The organism is Pseudotamlana agarivorans (assembly GCF_001642835.1).
Lineage (GTDB): Bacteria > Bacteroidota > Bacteroidia > Flavobacteriales > Flavobacteriaceae > Pseudotamlana > Pseudotamlana agarivorans.
The window spans coordinates 249,870-271,865 of record NZ_LXEI01000002.1 but is presented as its reverse complement, the minus strand read 5'-3'; the positions used below and the strand labels follow the sequence as shown (position 1 = coordinate 271,865).

Genomic DNA, 21,996 nt, shown 5'->3' with positions numbered 1-21,996 from the left:
ATAATGATAAAACTTTCGGGCGTTATTATAACCTACAATGAAGAAGAGCACCTAGAGAAATGCTTACAATCACTTGTAAATATTGTTGATGAAATTGTTGTAGTGGATTCGTTTTCGACGGACAAAACCCCTGAAATTTGTGCAAAATACCGAGTTAACTTTATTCAACATCCATTCGAAGGTTATATTGAACAGAAAAATTTTGCCATCTCCCAAGCAAAACATGACTACATTTTGTCGCTAGATGGCGATGAAGCACTTTCTGAAGCGTTAAAAGACAGCATCCAAAAAGTCAAACAAAATTGGACTCATGATGGTTACTATAGTAATCGCTTAAACAATTATTGCGGACAATGGATCAAGCATTCCGACTGGTATCCCGACAGGAAACTACGTTTATTTAAAAAAGGTAGTGGCGAATGGCAAGGTATAAATCCGCACGACAGCTATACCTTAAAAAAAGGGTATAAGGCAGGGTTTTTAAAAGGAGACTTATTACATTGGATTTATAGAGACTACCAAGAACACAACCAAAAAGTAGAACGTTTTTCAACGATTGCAGCTCATGCTTATTACAAGTTAGGCATTAAATCGTCTGTATTTAAAATTGTATTTAGACCCACTTGGGCATTTTTCAAAGCTTACTTTTTACGTTTAGGATTTCTAGACGGCCTAAATGGTTTTGTAATTTGTGTACAAACCTTTAACGTTACCTTTTTAAAATATTTGAAGCTTTACGAGTTATACAAAGGAAAAGATTAGTCTTTTTTCCAAAACTTCAACTTCTTTTTCAAACGTTGTTTATTATGGTATTTTTCTTGAAACGCTTCCGTTTCTCCCCACATTAAATCAAAAATAGTTTGATAATCTTCGCCTGAGCATTTAGCATATTCATCGCTCATCACTTCAACCATAGATTTATGAATCGTAAGTCGTGAAAAGTTCTTTATACGTGTTTCAAAATCTAAAGTCCCAAATTCCATGCGATTTAAATCCACTAAATAAAATTTATAATCGCCATTATTATATTGAATTAAAGTGTTTCCTGGAGAATGATCTAGAAAATGAACACCGTTTTCATGTAACTTAAATGTAAACCTCGTAAAAGCACGAAGAATGTTTTCGTAATTGGGGATATTGAAATCTGTGGTTAATTCTCGATACGTAATATCATAATCCACATACTTACTTATGTAATAACTTTTTTTAAATAAATATGGTGTTGTTTTTTCAAAATAAGCAATAGGTTCAGGGGTGCCAATTCCCAATTCTAATAGTCTCGTAGCAAACTCAAAAGAGCGTTGTGCTTTACTTTTTCTAAAATAATTATAGGCAATTTGATTTACGAGATTCGGGATTTTAAAGGCTTTTATACTAATTTTTTCACCATTAAAATCAAATAATTTTATGGTGTTTCTATCGCCGTCAACAAAACGTTCACCGAGTTTATTAAATTTTTTTACAAAACGCTTTAATTGTTTTTTATCGCCTTTATACGCCGGTGTAAAAACTTTCTTCTTCATCCTGCGAAATTACAAATTTTATGCTTACAGTTTAACAGACTAAATCCCCACATATTTCTTTTGTCTTTTTTACCTTTGGTGTTTAAAATAAAACTATGCGCTTATTACAAATCACTGCCTCTGGAGTTTGGAGAGGTCACGAACAAAAAATCGTTTACCTCTATGAAGCTTTTAAAGACAAGGGGTATGTTGAAGATCAGTACATCGTTTGTGCCAACAACACGCCTATTTTTGATGTTGCGACTTCTAAAAACATGCAAGTTATTGGGTTTGATTATAAAAGTGAATACGATTTAGGTTTTGCCAAGCGTTTATCGAAAATTGTAAAAGAAAAAAATATTGATGTTGTGTTTATTCACAATAGCAAAGCCCATACATTGGCGGTATTATCGCATTTATTATTCAAACTTCCTGCTCCACTTGTACTTTGCCGCACTCTTATTAAACGGGTTGATTCTAACGCGTTACGCAAGTGGAAATACGATTACTCTGGAATCAGAAAGATAATTTGTGTGTCCCATCCTGTTGTTGAGATTTTAAAACCAGCCGTTAAAGACCATAGTAAAATGTGCGTAGTGGGAAGCGTAACGGATGTGAATAAATTCACTAAAAAAACAAAAAACGGATTGCTTCATAGGGAATATAATATTCCTTTAGACTATAAAATTATTGGCAACATCGCAGCTTTTTCTGAGTTTAAAGACCATTATACTTGGGTGGATACGGTAGAAATTTTAGTAAAAAGAAACAACTTTAAAGCTAAATACCTTTTGATCGGTGAAGGCGAATTAGAAAATGATATTAAACAATACGTCACCGAAAAAAACTTAAACAATCATATTATTTTTTCTGGCTTTAGGAAAGATATTCCTGAGGTCTTACCAGAATTTGATTTATTCCTATTTACGTCTAACAACGAACCTACCGGTGGTGTTTTATTAGAGTCTTATGCTTGTAAAGTACCTATAGTAGCTGCCAATGCAGGTGGCATTCCAGAAGTGATTGTTAATAATAAAACGGGACTACTTGCCGAGGTTGGTAATCCAGAAGATTTTGCCGATAAAGTTGAATTTCTAATCGATAACGAAACTTTAAAACAAGAACTCACTGAAAACGGCTATAAATACCTCTTAGACAATTTTACCAAGGATGTCATTTCAAAAAAGATGTTTGAAGAGTTACAGGATGTTGTAAATAAATATAAACGTTAATTTTTAATTATTTTTTTTTAGAAAACATTATATATCAATACCTTAGACATAAAAAACTTTTTTATGGCTACAACAAACACATATTTAAATTTTAATGGCAATTGTGAAGAAGCTTTCACTTTTTACAAGTCCGTTTTTGGAGGTGAGTTCAGTTACTTAGGTCGATTTAGTGACATACCGCCTAGTGAAAATTTAACGATTCCTGAAGCAGATAAAAGCAAAATTATGCATATTTCGCTTCCTATAGGAAATTCTATTTTAATGGGCAGTGATTCTGGTGGTGAATGGGCACCTGATTTCAAGCAAGGCAACAACTTTTCAATTTCCATTTCGGCTGATAGTAAAATAGAAGCTGATAAACTATTTAGTGCTCTTTCTAAAAACGGAAAAATAAACATGCCTTTAGAAAACACTTTTTGGGGTGATTATTTTGGCATGCTCACCGATCAATTTGGTATCAGTTGGATGGTAAGTTTTAATGAACAACAAAATCAATAGAACTTTCTTCTAGACCTTAAATCATTTTAATTTCAAAAAAAACAGCCAATAGGTATAAAAAAAAGCGATCGACTAAAATATTTTAGTCGACCGCCTTTTTAAAAATATCTATAATTATTAGTCTCTTTCAACTTTCACACTTGAAATATGATCATTCCAACCATGTTCTAAGCAACCGTTATCTTCATATAAGGTTTTGCTGCTTCCTCTCCATCCACCATCTTGGTAAATAATAATTTTATAACCTCTTGGTACACGAATAGAAGATACTCTATCATTTCCAACACCGAGTTCATCATGATCATAACGACCAACACCTAAAGTCTTGTGACTTCCCTTAAAACTACAGTCTCCGTATAAAGTTACACCATGATCAGATCCGCTACTGTGATGACTGCTGTTACTGTGCCCATTATAATTATTGTGTGAGCTGCTTCTAGCTCCACTTTTACACATGCTAGAGTTTGACATTTTAGTCACAGAAGTAACACGGTCATTTTTTACCATCATTAGTAAACACTTGTCATTACTTTCTTTGTGCCAGTACATTGAAATAACAGATGAACCAAATTGGTTCGTCACTCTATATCCATGATCTTGAAGTTTTGTTGAAGCATTTGGTTCAGACATACCACTTAAACTAGACAAATTAAGATTATTATTATGTGAAGAATTGTGAGAAGAATGGTTTGAACTACTATTACCCGACTTACCACAATCGAAAGCATCAGTATTTACAACAGATTTAACTCTACCATCTTCAATACGTACAGTTACACATTTGCCTCTTCTACTGCTCCACCAGTTTTGATAAATTCCTGCAGAAGACTTATCAACTTTTTCTAGATGATATCCTTTATCTTGTAATACAGTTTCGGATGACATACCTTTCAATCCGATAATTTCATTTAGTTCCGTTGCATTACTTTGCCCGAAAACTAAGGTGTTAACTACTAAAAATGCTATAATAGCACATAATTTTTTTGTATTCATAATTAGAAAATTTAAATTATTAAGTTCAATGAATCGTAAAATAAAGGTAATATAAAATATTCATTAAAATTAAAATAAATTAAATTCCCTCCCCGAAGCATTGACAAAATATAAGAATAAGATTACCAAATTAGAATATAATCCATTCGTAATTAATCGTTTTACCCTAACGAATAAACTCACAAGTTTAACAAGAAAATAAGCGTTAAATCTAAGTCGGTATTAAGGATTCTTTCCAGAATTCTGCCCATTGAGACGCCTGTTTCATAAAGCATTTACTCAATTCTCAGAAATCGTTTCAGTTTCAGTTTAAAAATTTTAAAAGCATAACTATCTCTGTGTCTTATCGTATAAAACCAAGGATTTCCTTCACGAACATCACCATCAATTAAACTAAAGCTTGTGAAATTATGCTTCCAAGCCACATAATTAAAACTTAATTGATCTCGTTTACTTTCGTTTAAAACAATATGCCACCAAGCTTCCATTAGGTTAATAATTTCTGGATCGAAGTGTTTTCTAATCAAAATGGGAGCAGTTATAAGTCCATTATTTTCCGGATAACCCTCTTTTTTAAAACGATCCATTTGCTGCTTCATAACTGCAGGATCGTCCTTTTGATAATCATTTCTAGTGGCAAAATCTAAAATACCAAGATACTCTTCGTAAATACAATTACGCCTATCTCTAGTTGTTTGATTATGGTCAAAACATGCCATTTTTGCATTTTCAAGTTTTTCTCTAACAAGCGTATTGATGTCTTGTAATATCCAAATATTCGAATCTATATAAATACTAATATCGTACTCATTCGATAAATGCTTATGTGGCAGTATTTTATAATAACGATTACTTCTAGTGTTATCATTTTCAATAGGAGGCTTAACCTTAATAATTTCCCAGTTTTTAGCGACTAAATTTTGATCTGTATAACAAATATAATCTACGTTTTCTATTTTGGGTTGAGCTATTAAGCCACTATAACTTCCAAAAATGGCGGTATATACCACTATCCTACTTTTTTCTACCATAAATTCTCTTGTAATATAACAGCCAACTTAGTAACCTTCTATAATTATATTTTTATTTAAGAATACCAATTTTATATTTTTTAAAAAAATTGTTTGAATTAAAAAAACAACTAGACCCAATTTAATTGAACAATTTGTTTTTATTTGAAAACAAACTTATACTTTTATTCCATGAAAAAAAAGAAAATACTACTTATCAACTGCAGTGCTAGTACCTATTACAATATTATTAATGAAGAATTATCACAGCAATTTACTGAAGTAGAATTTCATAATGCAGTCTCCCTAAAACCATTTAAATATGAATCCTTCGGACAATGGCTTAGAGTTAAAGCTAATAAATTAATTGGACGTAAAAACTTCAAAAGCCATTATAGGTTTAAATATGTGATGGACTCTACCGCAAATAAATCTTATGATTATATCATAATAATACGGCCAGATGTCCTTCTAGACGCACAGTTGAAGGAATTAAAAAATAAAACAAAACATTTTATTGCCTACTTCCACGATTCAATCAATGATATTCCTAGAGAAAAAGATATTATACATTTTTTTAACAAGGTATATTCTTTTGAAAAGAGCGATGTTAAAAAATATAATTTACAGTTCCTTCCTAATTTTATTTACCTAAAGGAACAACTACCTAGCGCCCCTCTAAGTTATAATGCTTTTACTATCATGTCGGATGATTACAGAGTTGATTGCTTAGAAAAATTAGGCCACTTTTTCAAAACAAAGAATATCAACTTTAAATTTTTAGTTCAGTCTGATAAAAGAAACACTTCAACCATCATTGATTTTATTAAGCAACGTAAAAGCAATGAACAGGTTTTACAGTATACAAATAAAACGCATGTACTAGTGGATATACACAAGTACCGTATTCAAAACGGGCTCACCTTTCGCGTTTTTGAAAGTTTATTTTTTGAAAAAAAGTTAATAACGACAAATGCAGATATAAAAAACTACGATTTCTATAACCCTAATAATATTATAATAATCGATCCAAATGCTGAAATAAATATCCCTGAAGACTTCTTTAGTACACCTTACGAAAAAGTACCTTCAGAAATTTATCAGAAATACCATTATACCAACTGGTTAAAAACCATTTTAAGTTAATTATGCAAACAGAAATTAAAAACGCTTTAGATACTTTAAAACAAGGAGGTATTATACTCTACCCTACTGATACCGTTTGGGGTATTGGTTGTGACGCTACAAACCCAGAAGCTGTAAAAAAGGTTTACGATTTAAAAGAACGCATTGATAGTAAGGCGCTTATTTGTTTAGTTGCAGACGACCGAATGCTTACTAAATTTGTAAAACAGGTACCCACTGCTGCTTTAAATATTATTGAAGTAACCGACAAACCCACGACAATAATATATGATGATGCTCAAAATTTAGCAAAAAATTTAATTGCCGATGATGGGTCCATTGCGATTAGAATACCAGATGACGAATTTTGTTACCAGCTCTCCAGAAAACTAAATGGTGCCATAGTATCTACTTCGGCGAATATTAGCGGTCATCCAACACCAAGCTCATTCAAAGAAATAGCACCCGCTATTTTAAAAGGTGTAGACTATGTTGTAAATTTGCATCACGAAAAAATTTGCGCAAAACCGTCGTCCATTATTAAATTAAGCAATAATGGTGTTGTGAAGATTATACGCAAGTAAAAACAGCCACGAATACACGAATAATTTTGCTTTTTGCCATTAAAAAAAGAAACAAACTAGAATAAATGTTAAGTTCTAGTTTTAGAATGGGGTAAAGCATTTTATAATGTTGGTGAATTGGGGCTAATAAAAACTATAATTTAATGTCTAAAATTGTATATAAAGACGAAAGCTATGAAATTGTTGGTGTTTTATTCGAAGTTTACAACAACTTAGGAAGTGGCTTTTCTGAAATTGTATACAAAGATGCTATTGAACATGAATTTAAATTAAGAAATATTCCGTTTCAAAGAGAAAAAGAATACTCCGTTAACTATAAAAACATTGTTTTAAAACACAAGTTTTATGCAGATTTCGTAGTGTTCGATAAAATAATATTGGAAATAAAATCTGTAGAAAGTTTACACGACAAGCATATTTCACAATGCATTAATTACCTAAAAGTCTCACAAAACAAACTCGCACTTTTGGTGAATTTTCATAAAGATTTTCTAGACCATAAACGCATCGTATTATAAAAACATTCGTGTATTAGTGGCAAATAAAATGAATTACAAAGAAGCATTACAACATCCAATATTTAAAATCATTTCGCAATCGGCAAAAGAACTACAATTAGATTCTTATGTTATTGGCGGTTTTGTACGCGATTTTATACTTAAAAGAGGTACGGCGAAAGACATTGATGTTGTCGCCATTGGTGATGGTATAAAACTAGCGAAGCAAGTCGCCAAAAACTTACCAAATAAACCTAAGGTTCAAGTATTTAAAACTTATGGTACAGCCATGCTTCGTTATGATGATATTGAAGTTGAATTTGTTGGTGCCAGAAAGGAATCATATACAGAAGACAGCAGAAATCCTGCAGTTGAAAACGGCACTCTTGCCGACGACCAAAACCGAAGAGATTTCACTATAAATGCATTGGCCTTAAATTTGAGCACCGAGAACTTTGGTGATTTATTAGATCCCTTTAATGGTGTTCAAGATTTAAATGATAAAATTATCAGGACGCCATTAGATCCAGATATTACTTATAGTGACGACCCTTTGCGCATGCTACGAGCTATTCGATTCGCAACGCAATTAAATTTTACCATTGAAGCCAAGTCTTTAAAAGCCATAACCAAAAATAGTGATCGCATAAAAATTATCACTAATGAACGTATTGTTACCGAAATCAATAAGATTTTAGAAAGTAAAGTACCTTCCATTGGTTTTTTATTGCTAGAGCAAACAGGACTTTTAAAACATATTCTTCCTGAGCTTACCGCTTTAAAAGGCATAGACGAAATTGAGGGACAACGACACAAAGACAATTTTTACCACACCCTTGAAGTCGTAGATAACATTGCTGAAAACACAGATAATGTTTGGCTCCGTTGGGCAGCATTGCTTCACGATATAGGTAAAGCACCTACTAAAAGGTTTAGTAAAAAAGTAGGCTGGACGTTTCATGCCCATGAATTTGAAGGCTCGAAAATGGTATATCACCTGTTCAAGCGTTTAAAAATGCCTTTGAATGACAAGATGAAGTTTGTACAGAAAATGGTGTTTATGAGTTCACGTCCTATTGTTTTAGCTCAGGACATCGTAACCGATTCGGCAGTACGCCGTTTAGTTTTTGATGCTGGTGAATATGTAGAAGATTTAATGACCCTCTGTGAAGCAGACATCACTACTAAAAACCCGAAGAAGTTCAATAAATACCACAACAACTTTAAAATTGTTCGTGAAAAAATTATTGAAGTAGAAGCCCGTGATCATGTTCGTAATTTCCAACCTCCTATTTCTGGTGAAGAAATTATCGCTGCTTTCAACTTAAAACCTTCTAGGGAAATTGGCATTATCAAAGAAGCTATTAAAGAAGCTATTTTAGAAGGCGTAATTCCGAATGAATATGAAGCAGCACATGCTTTTATGTTGGAGAAGGGACGAAAATTGGGGCTTACTGTTGGAGGTTAGTTTTATAGTAATAGAGGCTTACAGCAGCAAAGTTCCAAAGTCGCAAAGCTACAAAGTAACTTTGATACTCTAAGTTACGAAGAATAAGTGATTCAATATGCAAAACAGTTACACCTATAGAAAGTTATTAGTTTGGCAAAAATCTATGTCTTTAGTCACGGAAGTATACCGTAGTGTTAAAAGCTTTCCTCAAGACGAACTGTATGTACTCACTTCTCAAATAAAAAGATCTGCAACATCAATTCCCAGTAATATTGCTGAAGGTTATGGCAGAGATGGCACAAAAGATTATTTACGATTTTTAAATATAGCTTTAAGTTCTTTATTCGAATTACAAACACAACTAGAAATAGCTTATAATTTATCATTTTTAAAAGAAGAAAATTTCAATAAATTATTTTTAGACAAAAGAGAAATTGAACGTATGCTCACTAGTTTCATCAGAAGAATTAAGGGTTAAGCGTTAGAGTGGGAAAGTAACAGAATCGCAGAGGGAAAAAAACAATTAAAATAAAACAAAGATTAACAAACTAGAGATCACTTTGAAGCCATGAGTCTTTGAAACTTTGAAGCTTTGAAACTCAGCAACTCCAAAACCATGAAAAAAGACAACAAAAACGTAATATACTGGCTACTAACAGGCTGTTTCCTGATTTTCATAATGGTTGTAGTTGGTGGTATCACTAGATTGACCGACTCAGGTTTATCCATTTCAAACTACCGATTAATTACTGGAACCATTCCGCCTATTGGGGATCAAGAATGGCAAGTAGCTTTTGACCTCTACAAACAACATCCGGAGTATCATGCCTATAATAATCATTTTAATATAGAAGATTTTAAAAACATTTACTTCTGGGAGTGGCTACACCGTGTTATAGGGCGTTCCATAGGATTGGTCTTTATTATTCCGTTTTTATATTTTTTAATTAGAAAACAGCTTAGTAAAAGCACCATAAAAAAATGCATGGTGTTATTAGCTCTAGGAGCTTTTCAAGGCTTTTTAGGCTGGTACATGGTTAAAAGTGGCTTGGTAGATATGCCAGATGTAAGTCACTATAGATTAGCAGCACATCTCGTAACCGCCTTTTTAACTTTTGCTGCTACACTTTGGGTAGCCTTAGATCTCATGTTTCCCATACGCAAACCCGCCAATATCCCCATGAAAAGACTGCTTATTTGGGGCTACATTGTTTTAATTATTCAAATTATTTATGGCGCTTTTATTGCTGGTTTAAAGGCTGGTTTAATGCACAACCATTGGCCATTAATGAGTGAAGGCAAGTTTATACATCACACCGTTTACGTATTAGATCCTTTTTATAAAAACTTAATTGAAAACCCAAGTGGGATTCAGTTTGTGCATCGTATTTTAGCTTTTGTGGTGGTGTTATTCATTTTCTTAATTTGGAGAAAATCTAACAAGTTTACGCTAACAGCACATCAAAAACAAGGTGTTAATTCTTTAATACTTCTCGTATTATTACAGTTTTCATTAGGAGTTTTCACCCTTATTTATCAAGTACCCTTAGGATTAGGAATTGCCCATCAAGTCGGAGCCTTTTTCTTGTTAACGAGTATGACTTTTACTTTACATCGTTTTACTAAATAGTTTAAATAACATACCTTTGTGCTTTAATTTTTTCACCAATGATTTACAGATTTAGAGTCATATTAGACAACGATACCACCGACGAAGACGTTTTTCGCGATTTAGAAATTCGTGATAGCGATACGCTTGAAGATTTACACAATATCATCACGCAGTCGTTTGGCTTTGATGGTACCGAAATGGCCTCTTTCTACGTAAGTAATGATATCTGGGAACAAGGTGAAGAAATCTCTTTATTCGATTTAAGTGAAGAAGCTACAGCGCGTTTAATGCACGAAACATCTTTAGATGGTCTTCTGGATGAAAATCAGACGAAACTTATCTACGTTTACGACTTTTTAAGTATGTGGACATTCTTTGTTGAATTAGCAGAAATCGTTGAAGAAACTGAAGGACACGACTACCCTAACCTGATGTACGTACAAGGTCAAGTGCCCGAATCTGCTCCAGAAAAAACTTTTGAAGCCGATGCTCTTGATGATTTTAACGAATTTGAAGATGATTTCGATCCTGAAGATTACGACCAGTTAGATTTTGACGAAAACTGGAACTAGTATTTCTTCCTTTTTAGCGCTTCTAAATTGACATTTTCATAGTTTCTTGTTAGAAACTCTAAAGAAAACCTCAAAATTTCGCCCATGTTTTTGCTCTTTTTAAAGTTAACATCATGGGTATAATTAAAGATGGTTGTTTTTAGTAATTGAATATTTTCTTCAGTAGAAATCACATCATTTTCTAAACTATCTAACAACATTTCTACACGAACATGTGAACTTTTGAGACGTTTAACCAAAATAGAACGTTCTTCAGTTTTATATTGATCTATAGATAATTTCTGAATAATATTAGAGACCAATTGAACCATTTCATAGTTTTCTTTAAAAAACTGAGGTCGGTAAATATTAAATTTCCCTTCATAGCACTGCTGATCAAAATCGATGGCTCTAATTTTATAAACCACTTTATCAAAATCGTGGGTAGGTACAATAACATAATTATAGGAGCGCATATCTCCCAATAAACGAATCATACAGCGCTCATTAAACTTCACAAACTCTTTAGCTATTTGCGCTTTTTCCGATTTACTACAATTTGGCAGCATGTTCTTTATAAACTCGTCACCTGGAATACCCGCTATATGTTCTTCAATTAAAGTATTTTCATAAACCAAATAATTCAAATTATATGGCGATAGCATATGCTCTAACTCTAGCCCATATACACGAGATGCATCAGCGGTTTTAATATAAAAATACGTGGAGTTGTCATTTAAAACATTTCTAATTTTAATCCTAAAAGGCTTCGAGTTCCCAAAGGTGCAATAATCAATAGCATCAACACTTAAAAACGGCAAGATGTTTTCATTACCATCAGAATGAAATATGGTATACACTTTTTTTAGCGAGGACTCTATCTCTTCACGTTCAAATTCATTAAAGTAAACGCGAATCCAAAGTGTATCGTTATCATCTTTATCGTATACTACAACAGAGCCTTGAAATCGAAGTAAATCATCATAAAAAATAGGGATTTCTATATTTCTATTATATCGTGATAAATACTTTTGTAACTTCGGGGTTATAGGATAAGATGGTTTTCTCTTTGATATTTTTAAATCTTGCATAACGACTAATCTTCCTCAAATTTAAGCTTTTTAAAAAGATATTGTGTAACAATATGGCATAGGATTCGTCATATTTATGATTACCAAAAAGCCTAAAAAGTTAACTTTTAAAATTTACACTTTTGGAAACCATTCTAAAAATTGAAAATCTCACTAAAAAATTCGGGTCATTAACTGCCGTTAATAATTTATCCTTTACCATTAAAAAAGGTAATGTTTATGGTATTCTAGGTCCCAATGGTAGCGGAAAATCGACCACCCTAGGTATTGTTTTAAATGTTGTAAATAAAACGGAAGGCCAATTTCAATGGTTTGATGGAACGATGACCACACATGAAGCATTAAAGCATGTTGGTGCTATTATCGAACGCCCCAACTTTTACCCTTACATGACGGCTGTTCAAAACCTGAAACTCGTTTGTAAAATTAAAGGTGTTGATATTAGTAAAATTGAAGAAAAACTAGAGATCGTAGGCCTTTTAGAAAGAAAACACAGTAAGTTTAGTACTTTTTCTTTAGGTATGAAACAACGGCTAGCCATTGCCTCTGCCCTTTTAAACGATCCACAAATATTAATCCTAGACGAGCCTACTAACGGTTTAGATCCCCAAGGCATCCATCAAATACGAGAAATTATAAAACAGATTGCCGCTAAAGGCACTACCATTTTGTTAGCCTCCCACTTGTTAGATGAAGTTGAAAAAGTATGTTCGCATGTGGTGGTTTTACGCAAAGGTGTGAAACTGTATTCCGGTCGTGTAGATGCCATGATTTCTACACATGGTTTTTTTGAAGTGACATCCAATAACAACTCAAAATTAATTGAACTTTTAGAAAACCATAATGCGTTTGGAACTATTAAAGTTAACGACAACCAAATGATTACCGCTCATTTGAATGAACCAATGCTATCAGAAGACTTCAACAAATTCATGTTCGACAACCAAATTATACTGACTCACTTGGTACAGCGTAAAGAAAGTTTAGAAGAACAATTTTTACAACTTACAGACCATAATTAACTGTCAAAAAAAACCATTTTAAATGTTCCGACTTTTAAACTTAGAATTGCAAAAGCTCCTGCTAAACCGCGCCAGTAGAGTCTTAATTTTTATATCGTTTATATTACCCTTTTTCGTTATATTACTTTCTTCATTAAAAATTAATGTCTTTGGTTTTTTTACCTTAGAACTAGGTGAACTTGGCGTTTTTAATTTTCCGCTAATCTGGCACCTAACCACCTTTTTTGCTTCACAATTCAAATTCTTTTTTGCCATTGTAGTGGTGAGCATGATTGGTAATGAATACAGCAATAAAACGATTAAACAAAACCTCATTGATGGCCTTAGTAAAAAGGAATTTATTTTATCGAAATTCTATACTATTGTCTTCTTTTCATTAATTTCTACCATACTTATATTCTTTATTACCTTAAGTATTGGTTTATATTATTCGAGTTATAATGAGGTATCAATAATCTTTACTAACATTGAATTTTTATTAGCTTACTTCGTAAAACTTGTTGGCTTTTTTAGCCTCTGTTTGTTTTTTGGTATGTTGGTAAAACGTTCGGCCTTTGCTTTAGGATTTCTATTCATTTTGTTTATTGCTGAATGGATTGCATTTGGTATTCTAGCTTGGAAATTTAACAGCAAAACAGCCGAAAGCATTCAAAATTTCTTTCCTCTAAAATCAATGTACAAACTCATAGATGAACCCTTTCAACGTATAACTATGTCCAAGTTTCCAGACAAGGTCAACTTGGCATACGACTATAGCGTACATGCCTATGAAATCATTATCGTTCTCGGATGGACCTTCTTATTTGTGTTTTTATCTTATAAACTATTAAAACGTCGCGATTTATAATATCTTTACCTCTTTATACCTAAAGATGTTAAGAAACTTTATCGCTTTATTTTGCATTATTTCCATACATACTTTCGCACAAAATCAAGCTGCAAATTGGTATTTCGGAAAAAATAGTGGTATTCATTTTGATTCTAGTACCAATACCGTAACCCCTGTTTTTAATGGTAAAATTAACACCCTGGAGGGATGTACTTCGATTTCTGATAATTCAGGTCATTTATTATTTTACACCGACGGTATAACGGTTTGGAATAATAACCATGAGATTATGGTTAACGGTTTTTGGCTCTATGGTAATCCTTCTAGTTCGCAATCGGCCATAATCGTTCCTAAACCTAACCACCCCAATATTTACTATATTTTTACAGTTGATCATTATGGAGGTCCTTCCGAACCTAGTAAAGGTTTAAATTACTCTGAAGTCGATTTATCTTTAGATGGTGGCTTAGGTGCTGTAACCTCTAAAAACATCAACCTCCTTAGCAATTCGACCGAGAAAGTAACAGCGGTACTTAAAGATTGTCGAGACAAATCTATTTGGGTACTTAGTTATGCTTCTATAGATGGGACATCTGACGTGTTCGACACCTTTCATGCTTTTGAAATTACCGATGCAGGTGTTAACACCAATTCTGTAAAATCGACTTTGTCAAAACAAGTATTAGATCGTCGAGGTTATTTAAAATTATCGCCAGATGGTTTAAAATTGGCTTGTGCTAATTCGTACGACGGACTCGATTTATACGATTTTGATATTGCAACAGGTCTTATTTCCAACCATACACCGCTCATTCTTCCGGGCATCAGGTCTGCCTATGGTGTGGAATTTTCACCAAATAGTGAATTATTATATACACAGACTTCAAATATTCTACCAGATTTTGCTGACATAAATGACCCTAACATTCATAATTCGCAGTTAGTCCAATTTGATATCTATGCCGCCAACGTCGCTGGTTCGGTTACCATTATTGACAACAGAAAACTTTACAGAGGCGCACTACAAATGGGACCTAATGGTAAAATCTATCGGGCTTTAAGCGCGTCATACAATACCGGACTCCCTTACTTAGGAGTTATTAACGAACCCAATAAAAGAGGCCTAGCCTGCGATTATGTTCACGATGCTATAGACCTTTCTCCTTCGTTTTCAACACAAGGCTTACCACCTTTTATCAGTTCTTTTTTTAATAAACAGATTGATATTATTAAAAATGGTAAACAAAATACAAGTTTAAGTCTATGTGAGGGCGAAACCTATACTTTACAAGCCGATCCGATTTCTGGAGCAACCTATTCTTGGTTTAAAAACAATACGCCCCTACCTGAAACCGGCCATAAACTTCCAGTTTACGATTCTGGATATTATGAAGTTATTGTTAGTCCGAATAATGGCGAGTGTGACATAGAAGGTGCCGCGAGCGTTATTTTTAATCCGAATCCAACTGCTCTAGACATGACCCTTTTGCAATGTGAAGACGATCTTGTTTTCGATGGAAAATCTATTTTTAACCTCAACGAAGCAATTAATGATCTCACTGGTAATGCCACCGATGTTTCAGTTAAATTTTATTTAGACGCCGCTAGAACTAACGAAATTCTAGACCACGATAAATTTGTAAACTCCTCAAACCCACAAACCATTTACACTTCTGTAGTTAATGAAAATACAACTTGCATTTCATTTTCTGAATTGACGCTTGAAGTGAGCAATACAAATATTAAATCTGGACAACTCTTTTCTTGTGATGATGATGGCATTGAGGACGGCTATTATATATTCAACTTAAAAGATGCCGATTCCTTTATTCTTGATGGTAGCTCTATTGGTTTAGATATTACGTATTATGAAACCTATGAAGATGCTCTTTTAGAGCAAAACCCTTTGACTGACCAATACCAAAACTTAATCCCTTATTCGCAAACCATTTTTGCACGAGCAGAAAACGCGAATAATTGCTATGGCATAAATGAAATAGAGCTTAAAGTACAAGAGCCTTTCTCTATATTAGACGACAGTACTACTTATTATTGCTTAAACAGGTATCCAGAAAAAATTACTATTGATGCTGGACTAACAAGTAATAATCCGAGCGATTACTCATATCTATGGAGTACAGGAGAAACAACGTATAGTATTGATATTAACGCCGCTGGTGTATACTCGGTGACTCTAACCAACCTTTCAGGATGTGAAAGAACCAGATCCATAACTGTAGAAGCTTCAAATATTGCCACAATTAATCATGTAGAGGTTAAGGATGCCAGAGAAAACAATGTAGTTTCTATAATTGTTACAGGAGAAAGTACTTACCAATACCAACTAACCAACACGAATAATAATTTTAGTACAGATTACCAGGACAGCAACGTATTTGAAAACGTGCACCCTGGACTCTACACAGTGTCGGTTAAAGATGTGAAAAATGATTGCGGTACGACAAACGAGCTTATTTCGGTGATAGGCTTTCCTAAATTTTTCACCCCAAACAATGATGGGATTAATGATACTTGGCAAGTTTATGGTGTTTCTGAAGCCTTTCAAGCCAATACTAAAATTTTAATCTTCAACCGCTATGGTAAACTACTCAAAGAGCTTCATCCACTTGGCGAAGGTTGGAATGGTACTTTTAGAGGTGAAAAATTACCACATGATGATTACTGGTTTTCAGTTAAACTAGCAGATGGCCGCCTGTTTAAGAATCACTTCACTCTAAAGCCCTAGAGCTTAAAAACCAATTAAATTGTATTTCAACTAAAGTTTTTTAAAACAAAAAAATTATACACTACTTTTCTCGCAAACTTAAGCCCCAGCACCTTAAGTTTTATAACTGTTTTGATTAAAACCTCAACGAGGCAGTATGAAAGTTAATAAATTTTGATTTGTCAAGTTGATCTTGTCGAAACCGATACTAATTCGTTAGCTATAAATATTTCGACAAGATCAATATGACATAAACGAGACTATGACACCGCTTCATATAATGGTTTGTGAGACTTTTACGTTTATAAATAGTTATTAACGAAAAAATCAAACTGAAATACCTACTCGCAATGAGATTAAATTACTTCTTGGTCATATTTACACTTTTAAGCTGTGAGCTTATGTTCTCACAGCGCATAATCGTTAACGACGCGGTAGACTTAACCACATTAATTCAGGACAATCTTGTAGATGGTTGTGTTAACATCAGTAATATTAACTCTCCTGTTAATGGTACATCAAGCGGATTTTCAAGTTACGCCTATTTTGAAAGAGGGAGCTCAAATTTCCCGTTTGCCAATGGCATTATGTTAAGTACAGGAGGAGCTTCATCCGGAGGAAATTCTGTAATCACCCCTACCCTTAGTGAGGGTTCTACCACTTGGGGCACCGACCCCGATCTAGAAGCAGCTTTAGGCACATCCAACACCCACCTCAATGCTACGGCTATAGAATTCGATTTCGTTTCCATTTCCAACCAGTTTCAATTCAATTATATTTTAGCTTCAGAAGAATATTTCGACGTTTATCCCTGTCATTTTTCCGATGGTTTTGTTTTTTTAATTAAAGAAGAAGGCACCGCAGACCCTTTCCGAAACATCGCTCTCATTCCTAACACTAATATACCAGTAAACACCAATACCGTTCACGATGAAATTTTTGGAGTTTGCCCTGCCGAGAATAAAGCCTATTTTGATGGTTACAATGTTGGCGACACGAATTATAACGGACGTACCACCGTATTAACGGCATCGGGCACCATTAAACCTAATGTTAAATACCGCATCAAGTTAATCATTGCCGACCAAACCAATGGTGGGTATGATTCTGCTGTTTTTATTGAAGGTGATAGTTTTAGAGTTTTAGACTTAGGAGATGATATTACAACCTGCGAGCCCAATGTAACCATAGATGCTAATATACAAAACCCAGCTGCTTCTTATGCTTGGTACCTAAATAACACTTTAATTCCAGGTGCGGGAAACGCCACCTATAATGCCACACAAGATGGTACCTATCGTGTTGAAGTTTCTGTGCCCGTTAACGGATCCATTTGTGTAGAACAGGATGACATTGCTATCGTTCTCAATACTGAAGAACCTATGCAAACACTGTCCGATTACACACTGTGCGACGATGGTAGTGGTAGTAACACGCGAGAATTCGACTTATCTACGAAAGATGCCCAAGTTGCTTCACTAAGCCCTTTTACTAACTTTGACTTTAGCTATCACTTATCAGATTCCGATGCTCGGAACAATCGAAATCCCATTACTTCTCCAATAACGAATACGAGTCCTTCTCAAACCATTTATGTTAGAGTTCAAGATTTAGATGGCAATTGTTATGCCTACTCAACCTTTAACATTGCTGTTAACCCATTACCTAACATTATCACCCCTACACCATTGGAAGTATGTGATAGCGATGAAACCCCAGACGGCTTTGCGGTTATAGATTTAAGCGTAAAAACCGATGAAATCACTGGAGGCAATCCCGATTTATATGTGTCTTACCATTATAATGCTCTTGATGTTACCACTGGGGCCAACCCAATTCCTTACCCGTACATCAACACCAACACGCCAAATGAAATGGTTTATGTTCGTGCGGTTGACATCAATACACGTTGTTCTACAACCACAACTCTCGATGTTAATATTCAAATTAGTCCGATTGTTAATACCGACCCGCAATACATTGATGCCTGTGACACCGACTTGGATGGGCATGCTTTTTTCGATTTGACTGAAGTTTTAGACAATATACTAAACGGCTTAACAGGCGTAACAACAACTTTTCATGTTAGTTATTCTGATGCCGATAATGGCACAAATCCTGTGGCCGACGAAACCAATTACGAGTTTATAAATGGTATCGATGAGCCCGGATACACAACTATGTATTTAAGAGTTGAAGACAATACTACAGGATGTGCCTCGGTGGTTCCTTTTGAAATTCACACCAATTTATTATTAACAGCAACCGATACGGGAGATTTTGCCATGTGTGATGAAAATGACGACAGTACCGACACGGCTTTATTTAATCTTTTTTCTGTTGAAACTTTTATTATTAATGACTTGCCCTACCCGATTACCGTTGATTTTTACGAAACTGAAGCCGATCGAGCTAACGGAAATAGCTTAGACAAAAATCAATTTTTTGAAGCAACGAGTCCGCACACCTTATTCATTTCCATGGGATATGGCTCCTGTACCAATGAAGCCGAAATAAACCTAAGAGTGAATCCTATTTTACTTTTTAATAGTCCGCCATTAGCGTATTGTGATGATGATGACGATGGATTTACGAGTATTGATTTGGAATCCTTAGACGAAACCATTACCAATGGCAACCCTAATTTTACGGTGAGTTATTTTGAAACTGAAACTGCTGCTGAAAACAACGACACCTCACAACGATTACCTCGTTTTTTTAACAATACTACTGCCACAACCACATTATATGCTCGTATTGAAAGCATTGGATCTACAGGCTGTTCTACTGTTAATGAATTTCAAGTTGAAGTACTTACTGCTCCCACAACCATTCAGCCAAGCGATATTGTTATTTGTGATAGTGATCAGGATGGCTATGCGGTTATTGATTTGAATAGTAAAATCTCTGAAATTACTTCGAGTGCTTCTAGCTTTGACGTCTCTTTTTATACCACTCTAAACGACGCCAATAATAAAACCAACGAAATCCCAGCCTCTGAACATACCAGCTACAATACAAATACACAAACTATTTTCGCGCGTATCGAAGATCCTTCAAATCCAACTGGATGTTATGCCATTGAAACCTTTGAAGCGATTATTAATACCTTACCTGTTTTTCCTGTTATAAGCAATTATCAAATCTGTGAATCATCAGGAGCCAGTGTAGCCGATTTTTATCTTTACGAAAAAGATGCTGAAATTTTAGATGGTCAAACTGGTAAAGAGGTTTTTTACTTTGAAGATGCTGCCTTAACTATACCTATTCCTAAAAATACGGCCTATCAGAATACATCTAGAATGCAAACCATTTACGTTCGGGTAGAAAATATTTCGGATCCGAGTTGTTTTGGCACGTCTTCATTTACCTTACAAGTTTCTCCCGATCCGATTTACAATCCAATAAGACCATATTTAGTGTGCGACGATATTTCGAACGATGGAAAACATGAATTTCATTTTCAAGATAAAGTAGACGAAATCACTCAAGGCATATCAGATGTTTTAAATGTTTCGTTTCACGAATCACGACATGATGCTGATAATAACCTCGACCCATTGCCTGATGTTTATACAAACATAACCAACCCACAAACCGTTTACATTAGAATTGAAAGTGACGATTCGCTTTGTCATGTGGTTGAAGAGTTAGGTATCAACATTATTGTTGCCCCAGAAATAACCGATGCTTCGCCTCTTATTAACTGTGACACCGATTATGATGGCATCACCACTTTCGACTTAACGACAGCGGATTTCGACATATTAGATCGTGTTCAAACCGATCTTATAATCAATTATTTTAATGCTTTTGAAGATATCAATCAGGATGATGGCTTAGACAATTCTCAGGAAATTACCGATCCTGTAAATTTTATTTCGGAAGCAAAAACGGTGTACATTAAAGTTGCCAATACCCTAACCGGATGTTTTAGTGTTATCCCTTTAGAACTTATGGTTAATCTGCCTCCAAACATTAATACGATTGGCAATTACGCCATTTGCGACAATGCTTCTAAAACGGTAGATCTATCTACCATAAGTCCGTTGATAGTTGATGACATCTCTACGGTTAATATTAATTATTACAACAATTTAACCGATGCAGAAACCAGCACGGCACCGTTAGTTCCAACGTATAATTTCACCGCCAATAGGCACACCCTATTTGTTCGAGTATCTAACCCTACAACCGGCTGTTATATCATTGATGATTTCGATTTAATTATTAATGAAAACCCTTTAGCACATACCCCACCAGATTTAGAACATTGCGATGACGATTTTGACGGACAATATGTTTTTGATTTGACATCAAATACAGCTGCAATTCTGGGCACACAATCACCATCACTTTTTACGGTAAGCTACTTTATGGCCCTAATTGATGCTGAAGAAAATACCAATCCGTTACCTTCATCATATACAGCATTCGACGGCGAGACCATTTTTGCTCGTGTGGAAAACACAAACACGGGCTGTTTTAGTACTACCGAATTCAATATCATTTTGCATCCCTTACCTATAATTCCTATTGAAGATGTAGTGACACTTTGCCGGGAATCGTCACCTTTGTACATTGACGCCAATACAGGGGAAGCCGGAGATATCTACCTTTGGACGACAAGTGTAAACGCATCAGTCAATAATTCAACGGCCTCTAGTATTTCAATAGATGCCAGTCAATTAGGAACGTATTCAGTTGAAGTAACTACGCCTAACATGTGTAGTTATACTAAAACTTTCACGGTAATAGAATCAGAGCAAGCCGAAATTAACTTCACTTCAAGCATTGATTTTTCAGACCCCAACCAAATTTCAGTAGATATAAACATGGGAAGAATTGGTGACTATGTTTATATTTTAGATGGAGGCTCCCCTCAAACGTCATCTGTTTTTGAAAATGTGAGTTTTGGAAATCACACCGTTACAGTTCGTGATTTAAATGGCTGTATGGATATTTCTAAAGATGTTTTTGTTTTCGATATTCCTAAATTTTTCACACCAAACAACGATGGTTTTTATGACACTTGGCATATCGTTGGTGCCGATCAGCTCCCGGGAAGCTATGTGTATATTTACAACCGCCTTGGAAAACTCCTTAAAACATTAAAACATTCATCACCAGGATGGAATGGCACATTTAATGGCGAAAACATGCCTACTGATGATTATTGGTATGTGGCAAAAATTATCCAAAATGGAAATGAAATGGAAATAAAAGGCCACTTTACTTTAAAACGATAGCTTGTAAATTTTGCTTAATTTTGCAA

The 21,996-nt window shown here is 34.5% G+C and carries 18 protein-coding genes; 14 read left to right on the top strand and 4 right to left on the bottom strand.

Annotated features, from left to right (window positions below; translation table 11 throughout):
• Nucleotides 1-3: 3 nt before the first annotated feature.
• The gene (locus tag A6I66_RS04500; protein ID WP_067146057.1) at nt 4-762 is read left to right on the top strand and encodes a glycosyltransferase family 2 protein; all 759 of its coding nucleotides are present in this window, start codon (nt 4-6) and stop codon (nt 760-762) included.
• On the opposite strand, the gene A6I66_RS04495 is transcribed toward A6I66_RS04500, so the two are convergent.
• Nucleotides 759-1,523: a lipopolysaccharide kinase InaA family protein gene (locus A6I66_RS04495; RefSeq protein WP_067146055.1), complete on the bottom strand. Its 765-nt coding sequence runs from the start codon at nt 1,521-1,523 to the stop codon at nt 759-761. The genes A6I66_RS04500 and A6I66_RS04495 overlap by 4 nt on opposite strands.
• A 95-nt stretch (nt 1,524-1,618) precedes the next feature.
• On the opposite strand from A6I66_RS04495, the gene A6I66_RS04490 reads away from it, so the two are divergent.
• Entirely contained in the window at nt 1,619-2,734 is a 1,116-nt protein-coding gene (locus A6I66_RS04490; protein ID WP_067146053.1) for a glycosyltransferase family 4 protein, read from the top strand.
• Nucleotides 2,735-2,797: 63 nt separating this feature from the next.
• On the top strand, nt 2,798-3,232 hold the full coding sequence (locus A6I66_RS04485; protein ID WP_067146051.1) for a VOC family protein: 435 nt from the start codon (nt 2,798-2,800) through the stop codon (nt 3,230-3,232).
• Nucleotides 3,233-3,349: 117 nt separating this feature from the next.
• Here the strand turns inward: A6I66_RS04485 and A6I66_RS04480 are convergent, their stop codons facing one another.
• A complete protein-coding gene (locus A6I66_RS04480; protein ID WP_067146050.1) occupies nt 3,350-4,225 on the bottom strand; it encodes a hypothetical protein in 876 nt (291 codons plus the stop codon).
• A 275-nt stretch (nt 4,226-4,500) separates the two neighbouring features.
• A complete protein-coding gene (locus A6I66_RS04475) occupies nt 4,501-5,256 on the bottom strand; it encodes a glycosyltransferase domain-containing protein (protein ID WP_067146048.1) in 756 nt (251 codons plus the stop codon).
• 171 nt (nt 5,257-5,427) lie between these two features.
• Between A6I66_RS04475 and A6I66_RS04470 the strand changes: the two genes are divergently transcribed.
• The 7 genes from A6I66_RS04470 to A6I66_RS04440 all read left to right on the top strand — a co-directional run bounded on the left by A6I66_RS04470 (nt 5,428) and on the right by A6I66_RS04440 (nt 11,075).
• Nucleotides 5,428-6,381 (top strand): hypothetical protein, encoded by a 954-nt coding sequence (locus A6I66_RS04470; protein ID WP_067146047.1) that lies wholly within the window; start codon nt 5,428-5,430, stop codon nt 6,379-6,381.
• A gap of 2 nt (nt 6,382-6,383) precedes the next feature.
• Nucleotides 6,384-6,944, top strand: a complete 561-nt coding sequence (locus A6I66_RS04465) for an L-threonylcarbamoyladenylate synthase (protein ID WP_067146046.1) — start codon at nt 6,384-6,386, stop codon at nt 6,942-6,944.
• 143 nt (nt 6,945-7,087) lie between these two features.
• Nucleotides 7,088-7,462 (top strand): GxxExxY protein, encoded by a 375-nt coding sequence (locus A6I66_RS04460; protein ID WP_067146045.1) that lies wholly within the window; start codon nt 7,088-7,090, stop codon nt 7,460-7,462.
• A gap of 28 nt (nt 7,463-7,490) precedes the next feature.
• The gene (locus A6I66_RS04455) at nt 7,491-8,909 is read left to right on the top strand and encodes a CCA tRNA nucleotidyltransferase (protein WP_067146044.1); all 1,419 of its coding nucleotides are present in this window, start codon (nt 7,491-7,493) and stop codon (nt 8,907-8,909) included.
• A 97-nt stretch (nt 8,910-9,006) separates the two neighbouring features.
• The gene (locus A6I66_RS04450; RefSeq protein WP_067146041.1) at nt 9,007-9,369 is read left to right on the top strand and encodes a four helix bundle protein; all 363 of its coding nucleotides are present in this window, start codon (nt 9,007-9,009) and stop codon (nt 9,367-9,369) included.
• 138 nt (nt 9,370-9,507) lie between these two features.
• Nucleotides 9,508-10,521 carry a COX15/CtaA family protein gene (locus tag A6I66_RS04445; protein ID WP_067146039.1) on the top strand — a complete coding sequence of 338 codons (1,014 nt, stop codon included), beginning with the start codon at nt 9,508-9,510 and terminating at the stop codon, nt 10,519-10,521.
• Nucleotides 10,522-10,559: 38 nt separating this feature from the next.
• Nucleotides 10,560-11,075: an IS1096 element passenger TnpR family protein gene (locus tag A6I66_RS04440; RefSeq protein ID WP_067146037.1), complete on the top strand. Its 516-nt coding sequence runs from the start codon at nt 10,560-10,562 to the stop codon at nt 11,073-11,075.
• On the opposite strand, the gene A6I66_RS04435 is transcribed toward A6I66_RS04440, so the two are convergent.
• Nucleotides 11,072-12,145, bottom strand: coding sequence for a hypothetical protein (locus A6I66_RS04435; RefSeq protein ID WP_067146035.1), 1,074 nt, complete (start codon nt 12,143-12,145; stop codon nt 11,072-11,074). The two genes, A6I66_RS04440 and A6I66_RS04435, sit on opposite strands and share 4 nt — an antisense overlap.
• A gap of 122 nt (nt 12,146-12,267) precedes the next feature.
• Between A6I66_RS04435 and A6I66_RS04430 the strand changes: the two genes are divergently transcribed.
• The 4 genes from A6I66_RS04430 (at nt 12,268) to A6I66_RS04415 (ending at nt 21,970) form a co-directional block, all read left to right on the top strand.
• A complete protein-coding gene (locus tag A6I66_RS04430) occupies nt 12,268-13,167 on the top strand; it encodes an ABC transporter ATP-binding protein (protein ID WP_067146033.1) in 900 nt (299 codons plus the stop codon).
• 22 nt (nt 13,168-13,189) lie between these two features.
• On the top strand, nt 13,190-14,014 hold the full coding sequence (locus A6I66_RS04425; protein ID WP_067146031.1) for an ABC transporter permease: 825 nt from the start codon (nt 13,190-13,192) through the stop codon (nt 14,012-14,014).
• A gap of 25 nt (nt 14,015-14,039) precedes the next feature.
• Complete coding sequence (locus A6I66_RS04420; protein WP_067146029.1) at nt 14,040-16,742, top strand: T9SS type B sorting domain-containing protein; 2,703 nt, start codon at nt 14,040-14,042, stop codon at nt 16,740-16,742.
• Nucleotides 16,743-17,122: 380 nt separating this feature from the next.
• A complete protein-coding gene (locus A6I66_RS04415; RefSeq protein WP_084399458.1) occupies nt 17,123-21,970 on the top strand; it encodes a T9SS type B sorting domain-containing protein in 4,848 nt (1,615 codons plus the stop codon).
• Nucleotides 21,971-21,996 lie beyond the last annotated feature (26 nt).

Coding starts and splice junctions, on each gene's coding strand:
- A6I66_RS04500 (WP_067146057.1), top strand. CDS start 4: ATGATAAAACTTTCGGGCGTTATTATAACCTACAATGAAGAAGAGCAC.
- A6I66_RS04495 (WP_067146055.1), bottom strand. CDS start 1,523: ATGAAGAAGAAAGTTTTTACACCGGCGTATAAAGGCGATAAAAAACAA.
- A6I66_RS04490 (WP_067146053.1), top strand. CDS start 1,619: ATGCGCTTATTACAAATCACTGCCTCTGGAGTTTGGAGAGGTCACGAA.
- A6I66_RS04485 (WP_067146051.1), top strand. CDS start 2,798: ATGGCTACAACAAACACATATTTAAATTTTAATGGCAATTGTGAAGAA.
- A6I66_RS04480 (WP_067146050.1), bottom strand. CDS start 4,225: ATGAATACAAAAAAATTATGTGCTATTATAGCATTTTTAGTAGTTAAC.
- A6I66_RS04475 (WP_067146048.1), bottom strand. CDS start 5,256: ATGGTAGAAAAAAGTAGGATAGTGGTATATACCGCCATTTTTGGAAGT.
- A6I66_RS04470 (WP_067146047.1), top strand. CDS start 5,428: ATGAAAAAAAAGAAAATACTACTTATCAACTGCAGTGCTAGTACCTAT.
- A6I66_RS04465 (WP_067146046.1), top strand. CDS start 6,384: ATGCAAACAGAAATTAAAAACGCTTTAGATACTTTAAAACAAGGAGGT.
- A6I66_RS04460 (WP_067146045.1), top strand. CDS start 7,088: ATGTCTAAAATTGTATATAAAGACGAAAGCTATGAAATTGTTGGTGTT.
- A6I66_RS04455 (WP_067146044.1), top strand. CDS start 7,491: ATGAATTACAAAGAAGCATTACAACATCCAATATTTAAAATCATTTCG.
- A6I66_RS04450 (WP_067146041.1), top strand. CDS start 9,007: ATGCAAAACAGTTACACCTATAGAAAGTTATTAGTTTGGCAAAAATCT.
- A6I66_RS04445 (WP_067146039.1), top strand. CDS start 9,508: ATGAAAAAAGACAACAAAAACGTAATATACTGGCTACTAACAGGCTGT.
- A6I66_RS04440 (WP_067146037.1), top strand. CDS start 10,560: ATGATTTACAGATTTAGAGTCATATTAGACAACGATACCACCGACGAA.
- A6I66_RS04435 (WP_067146035.1), bottom strand. CDS start 12,145: ATGCAAGATTTAAAAATATCAAAGAGAAAACCATCTTATCCTATAACC.
- A6I66_RS04425 (WP_067146031.1), top strand. CDS start 13,190: ATGTTCCGACTTTTAAACTTAGAATTGCAAAAGCTCCTGCTAAACCGC.
- A6I66_RS04420 (WP_067146029.1), top strand. CDS start 14,040: ATGTTAAGAAACTTTATCGCTTTATTTTGCATTATTTCCATACATACT.
- A6I66_RS04415 (WP_084399458.1), top strand. CDS start 17,123: ATGTTCTCACAGCGCATAATCGTTAACGACGCGGTAGACTTAACCACA.